Below are 6,649 nucleotides of genomic sequence, written 5' to 3' on the forward strand. Positions count from 1 at the left end.
GCTTCCTTCCCGCGTCAGCGGGTTCGTTCAATCCCCTCATTTCAGCCGCTTCTGTACAACAACGCCCGTTCATGGGTTCGCCCCGTTCGCGAAATAATCCGGTGACGGAGACCAACACGAAGGCTCAGGGCGGCCAGAAGGACGGCTCCGTGGCGGCCGATCCCCAAGTCCGACGGTAGCGTCCGAAGCGAGCCAGGACCCTGCCAGAAGTCTCTGACGACAAACAGACTTCGCGCCCATAGCCTGGCGCAATGTCGAACAGGCCCTGGCGTTCGAGTGCGCGGGAGCGCAGGCTGACCGTTCCGGCCGCTATTGCAGAGATCGGTCGATTGAGGTCATGTATCGGATAGGCCGTTTTCAATCCGGAATGGCAGAAAGTGCTCGACAAGCTGGAAATGTTCATCGCTCTGGCCCGAGAAGCACATTTCGGGCGCGCCGCGGCAAGTCTCGGGATCACGCAACCGACGCTGTCGACCGGAATCAAGCAGCTTGAGGATCAACTCGGCGTGCAACTCGTCTTTCGCGCGTCCCGCTTCGGCGGTTTGACACCGGAGGGGCAGACCGCGCTGGTGTGGGCACGGAAGATCGTGGGCGATGCGCGCCAGTTGCGCGAAGAAATGAGGTTCAAAAGGGAAGGACTTTCCGGCCAGTTGCGGCTTGCAGTGATTCCGACCGCCCTGACCTGGGTTGCGCGGCTCGCCTCGGAGTTTGGCAAGAAGCACCCAAACGTACGGTTCACCATCCTGTCTCGTACGTCTGTTGAAATCCTGTCGATGCTCGACAACCTCGAGATCGATGCGGGTATCTCCTATCTCGACAACGAACCGATGGGACGGGTCAGCACCGAACCACTTTACGAGGAGCGCTATATGCTGGTTTGTGCCAGATCGTCGCCGTTCTCGAAGCGCGACAGCGTGGGATGGAACGAGATCGGCGGCGCGCGGCTCTCCCTACTGACGCCGGACATGCAGAACCGTCGAATCATCAACCGCAACTTCGCCGCGGTCGATACGACACCCGAAACTTGGATCGAGTCGAATTCGACAATCGTTCTTGCAGCGATGGTCGAACGCGGCGACAGCCTCACAATTCTGCCGGAAGACATGGCGGAGTTTCTGGCGCAGCGCAGATCATTTGCGCTCGTCCCGCTGCATGGCCCGGAGCCGGCGCATTCGGTCGGGTTGGTCGCGCCTTACCGCGAACCGCACACGCCGGTGCTCGACGCCCTTATGCGCACGGCGCGAAACATGTCCAAAAGCGGTCGATAGACCTCCTCAATCAATATACGGAAATACAATATTGATCACCGATTGATTGGCTGCGACTTTGGGGGACGAATAGCCAAGCAGTCGAGGCCCGTCATGCAATCGCCCAACGGTACGCTCACATTGGAGGAACTTGGCCACCTGATCTCGGAGCACCGTGACGCAGAAGGTGCGCTTCTTCCGATCCTGCACGCGATTCAGGATGCCTGCGGCTGTATTCCGGATGCTGCGCACCGCCTGATCTGTGACGCGCTGAACATCAGCGAGGCCGAGTTGCGCGGCGTGATCTCATTCTATCACGATTTCCGCGAGAAACCAGCCGGTCGTCATGTTTTGAAAGTCTGCCGGGCGGAGGCCTGCCAGTCGGTTGGCGGTGATGCCGTTGTAGCGGCTCTCCTGGATAGGCTCGGACTGGACTGGCACGGCACGACCGCGAATGGCGCGGTGACGGTGGAACCGGTCTACTGTCTCGGCCTTTGCGCCTGCGGCCCGGCAGCGATGGTCGATGGCCGTGTCCTGGGCCGCGTCGATGCTGCGAAGCTGGACGCCCTCCTGGCGGAGGCGGGCGCATGAAGATTTTCGTGCCGATGGACAGCGCGGCGAAGGCCCTGGGTGCCGAGGCGGTGGTCGCCGCCCTGCGCGCCGCGGCCCCTGATGCCGAGATTGTCCGCACCGGGTCGCGCGGCATGATCTGGCTGGAGCCGCTGGTCGAGGTGGAGATTGACGGGGTGCGGCATGGCTTCGGCCCGGCGGAGCCCTCCGACGCCGTCGGGATCGTGGACGGCACCAGCGACAAGGCGCTCGGCCCGGTCGCGGACCTTGACTGGATGAGGCGCCAGACACGGCTGACCTTCGCTCGGGTGGGTGTCATCGATCCGCTGTCGCTGGCCGATTTCGAAGTTCATGGCGGCCTTGCAGGACTGCGCCGGGCGCTCGGAATGACAGGTCAGGAGATTGTCGACGAGGTCAAGGCGTCCGGGCTGCGCGGGCGTGGCGGAGCTGGTTTCCCGACTGGCATCAAGTGGCAGACGGTGCACGATACCGAGGCACCGAAGAAATACATCATCTGCAACGCCGACGAGGGCGACAGCGGCACTTTCGCCGACCGGATGATCATGGAGGGCGATCCTTTCACGCTGATCGAAGGCATGGCCATTGCAGGGATCGGCGTGGGCGCGACGCGGGGATACGTGTACCTAAGGTCGGAGTATCCCGATGCCATCGCAGTGATGTGCCGCGCGGTCGAACTCGCGCGAGAAGCGGGCATCCTGGGCACGGACGTCCTCGGGTCAGGCCAGGCCTTCGACATGGAGATCCGCAAGGGCGCCGGGGCCTATGTCTGCGGCGAGGAAACCTCGCTTCTGAATTCGCTCGAAGGCAAGCGCGGCGTTGTGCGCGCCAAGCCGCCACTACCTGCGCTCGAGGGATTTCTCGGGCGGCCGACCATCGTGAACAACGTGATCTCGCTCGCCACCGTGCCGGTGATCTTCGAGAAGGGCGCGCAGAACTACGCCGAATTCGGCCTCGGGCGTTCGCGCGGCACCGTGACGCTTCAGGTCGCGGGCAACGTGGCGCGCGGCGGCCTGTTCGAGACCGCCTTCGGCGTCACGCTGGGCGAAGTGGTGATCGACCTCGGCGGCGGTACCGCCTCGGGCCGTCCCGTGAAAGCGGTGCAGGTCGGCGGCCCCCTCGGTGCCTACATGCCGGTCTCCAAGTTCGACACGCCGATCGGCTACGAGGAATTCGACCGGCAGGGCGGGTTGATCGGCCACGCAGGGATGACCGTCTTCGACGACACCACCGACATGTTGGGAATGGCGCGGTTCGCCATGGAATTCTGCGCCATTGAAAGCTGCGGCAAGTGTACGCCCTGCCGGATCGGCGCGGTGCGTGGCGTCGAGACCATCGATCGCATAGCTGAAGGCGACGCGGCCGCGCTGCCGCTGCTGACCGACCTGTGCGAAACGATGAAGGACGGCTCGCTCTGCGCGCTCGGCAGCTTCACCCCCTATCCGGTACTGTCCGCCGTCACCCATTTTCCCGACGATTTCGCCCGGCTGAAGGAGGCCGCAGAATGAAGGATTTCATCCTCCCCCCGATGCTCGACGACCGTGACATGGGCACCAAGGCGAAGGCGGGCAAACCAGTGACGCTGACCATCGACGGGTTCGAGGTGACGGTGACTGAAGGCACCAGCGTGATGCGCGCGGCCGCGGAACTGGGCATTCGCGTTCCGAAACTCTGTGCGACAGACAGCCTCGAGGCGTTCGGATCCTGTCGGCTCTGCGCGGTAGAGATCGAGGGGCGGCGGGGTACGCCCGCCTCCTGCACCACGCCCGTGACCGAGGGCATGGTCGTTAGCACCCAGTCCGATAAGGTCCGGCGGATCCGCAAGGGTGTCATGGAGCTCTACATCTCCGACCACCCGCTCGACTGCCTGACCTGTTCGGCCAATGGCGATTGCGAACTGCAGGACATGGCCGGAGCCGTGGGGCTTCGCGACGTGCGCTACAAGGCCCCGGAAGACGGCGGCTTCGTCAACCATTTCAAGGCGCGCAACAGCTCCGGTGAGGCCAATCCGGAGTGGCTGCCGAAGGATGACAGCAACCCCTATTTCACCTACGACCCATCGAAATGCATCGTCTGCAACCGGTGCGTCCGGGCCTGCGAGGAAGTGCAGGGCACCTTCGCGCTGACCATCGAGGGGCGCGGCTTCGACAGCCGCGTTTCGGTGGGGGCCGAGAATTTCCTCGCTTCCGACTGCGTGTCCTGCGGCGCCTGCGTACAGGCCTGCCCGACGGCGACACTGCAGGAGAAGTCGATCATCGAGATGGGCACGCCCGACCGGTCCGTCGTGACCACCTGCGCCTATTGCGGCGTCGGCTGTTCGTTCAAGGCGGAGATGCAGGGCGACGAACTCGTCCGTATGGTCCCCTACAAGCACGGCAAGGCGAACCGGGGTCACTCCTGCGTCAAGGGGCGCTTCGCCTGGGGCTATGCGAACCACAGGGAGCGCATCCTAAATCCCATGATCCGCGACAGCATTGACGAGCCCTGGCGCGAGGTAAGCTGGGACGAGGCCATCGGCTTTGCGGCATCGAAGATGCGCGGTCTTCAGGAGACCTATGGCCGAAAGAGTATCGGCGTCATCACCTCGTCGCGCTGTACCAACGAGGAAACCTACTTGGTTCAGAAACTGACCCGCGCAGTCTTCGGCAACAACAACACCGACACCTGCGCGCGCGTCTGCCATTCGCCCACCGGATACGGGCTGGGCCAGACATTCGGCACCTCTGCGGGAACGCAGGACTTCGACTCGGTCGAGCACACCGATGTGGTGATCGTGATCGGCGCGAACCCGACCGACGGTCACCCGGTCTTTGCATCGCGGCTGAAGAAACGTCTGCGGGCCGGCGCAAAGCTTATCGTCATCGACCCGCGCCGCATCGACCTCGTCAAGTCGGCGCATGTCGCGGCGGCGCACCATCTGGCGCTGCGGCCCGGAACCAACGTCGCGGTCGTCACGGCGTTGGCGCATGTGATCGTGACCGAAGGGCTGATCGACGAGGCCTTCATCCGCGAGCGTTGCGACTGGGACGAGTTCCGGCATTTTGCAGAGTTCGTCAGCGATATGCGCCACAGCCCGGAACTCACGGCACTCCTGACCGGGGTGGATCCGGCCGAAATGCGCGCTGCCGCGCGGCTCTTCGCGACCGGCGGAAACGGAGCGATCTATTATGGCCTGGGTGTCACCGAGCACAGCCAGGGTTCGACCACGGTCATGGCAATCGCGAATCTCGCCATGCTGACGGGTAACATCGGCCGCCCCGGGGTCGGGGTGAATCCGCTGCGCGGACAGAACAACGTGCAGGGCTCCTGCGACATGGGTTCGTTCCCGCATGAGTTGCCAGGCTACCGCCACGTGAAAGACGCGGATGTGCGCGAGATGTTCGAGGCGGTGTGGGGCAGGCCGATCGACCCCGAACCCGGTCTTCGAATCCCGAACATGCTGGATGCGGCCGTCGACGGTACGTTCAAGGGGCTCTATTGCCAGGGCGAAGACATCCTGCAATCCGACCCTGACACGAAGCACGTGGCCGCGGGTCTCGCCGCGATGGAATGTGTCATCGTTCACGACCTTTTCCTGAACGAGACGGCGAATTATGCGCATGTCTTCCTGCCCGGTTCCACCTTCCTCGAAAAGGACGGGACGTTTACCAATGCCGAGCGGCGCATCAATCGCGTGCGCAAAGTCATCTCGCCCCGGAACGGCTATGCCGATTGGGAAGTCACGCAACTGCTAGCCAACGCCATGGGTGCCGGGTGGAGCTATACGCACCCCGCCCAGATCATGGATGAAATCGCGGCGACGACGCCCTCCTTCTCTGGTGTCGACTACGCGCTCTTGGAAGAGAAAGGCTCGGTGCAGTGGCCCTGCAACGAGGCGCATCCCGAGGGCACGCCGTTGATGCACGTGGATGGCTTCGTTCGCGGCAAGGGACGATTCATCGTGACCGAGTACGTCGCTACCGACGAGAAGACGGGTCCGCGCTTCCCGCTGTTGCTCACGACCGGGCGCATCCTCAGCCAGTACAATGTCGGCGCACAGACGCGGCGAACAGCGAACACGATCTGGCACGTGGCGGATCTGCTGGAAATCCACCCGCACGATGCCGAAAACCGCGGCCTGAAAGAGGGCGACTGGGTTCGGCTGGCCTCCCGGGCCGGGGAAACCACCCTGAAGGCAATGGTCACCGACCGGGTCAGCCCCGGCGTCGTCTACACGACCTTCCACCATCCCGACACGCAGGCCAACGTCATCACGACCGATTATTCGGACTGGGCTACCAACTGCCCCGAGTACAAGGTGACCGCGGTTCAGGTGAGCCCGTCGAACGGTCCGACCACCTGGCAGGAGGACTATGCCGCGCAGGCCGAGCGCTCGCGGCGGATCCTCCCGGCGGCGGAGTAAAGTCATGCAGGGCCCGTCCACAAGATCCATGCCGGGTTGGTCCTTCCAGACGGACGGCGCCTGTTCGGTTCACCGGACGCTGCCGGAAGAGGTGCCCGTCGCCGTCGTGTTCAACGGCTCGACTCTCGCCGTGATGATGGCAACGCCGGACGACATTGCCGACTTTGCATATGGTTTCGCGTTGAGCGAGGGCGTGATCACTCGACCCGGTGAGGTCGAGAGCTTCGAGGTCGTTTCGCACACTCAGGGTACCGAGGCGCGGTTCTGGCTGCGAGACGACCGCGCCAAGGTTCTTTCCGAACGCCGCCGCATCATGGCCGGACCGGCGGGGTGCGGCCTATGTGGAATCGACAGCCTCGAACAGGCGATGCGGCCGCTACCCCGCGTTCCCCCCCGGGCCCCGTGCCCCTCC

At 63.9% G+C, this 6,649-nt stretch carries 5 protein-coding genes; all 5 read left to right on the forward strand.

Annotation, left to right across the window (positions count from 1 at the left end):
* Positions 1 to 377: 377 nt before the first annotated feature.
* Positions 378 to 1,268, forward strand: coding sequence for a LysR family transcriptional regulator (locus V7050_RS16765; RefSeq protein WP_324374640.1), 891 nt, complete (start codon positions 378 to 380; stop codon positions 1,266 to 1,268).
* 93 nt (positions 1,269 to 1,361) lie between these two features.
* Entirely contained in the window at positions 1,362 to 1,838 is a 477-nt protein-coding gene (locus V7050_RS16770; RefSeq protein WP_324374642.1) for a formate dehydrogenase subunit gamma, read from the forward strand.
* A complete protein-coding gene (locus tag V7050_RS16775; RefSeq protein ID WP_324374668.1) occupies positions 1,835 to 3,343 on the forward strand; it encodes an NADH-ubiquinone oxidoreductase-F iron-sulfur binding region domain-containing protein in 1,509 nt (502 codons plus the stop codon). Before V7050_RS16770 ends, V7050_RS16775 begins: the two co-directional genes overlap by 4 nt.
* Positions 3,340 to 6,237, forward strand: coding sequence for a formate dehydrogenase subunit alpha (fdhF, locus tag V7050_RS16780; RefSeq protein WP_324374644.1), 2,898 nt, complete (start codon positions 3,340 to 3,342; stop codon positions 6,235 to 6,237). The genes V7050_RS16775 and fdhF overlap by 4 nt, the downstream gene beginning before the upstream one ends.
* A 4-nt stretch (positions 6,238 to 6,241) precedes the next feature.
* Positions 6,242 to 6,649 (forward strand): formate dehydrogenase accessory sulfurtransferase FdhD (locus V7050_RS16785; RefSeq protein ID WP_324410873.1); only part of this gene is annotated, 408 nt, incomplete at its 3' end.

Source organism: Amaricoccus sp. (assembly GCF_036846665.1).
Taxonomy (GTDB): Bacteria; Pseudomonadota; Alphaproteobacteria; order Rhodobacterales; family Rhodobacteraceae; genus Amaricoccus.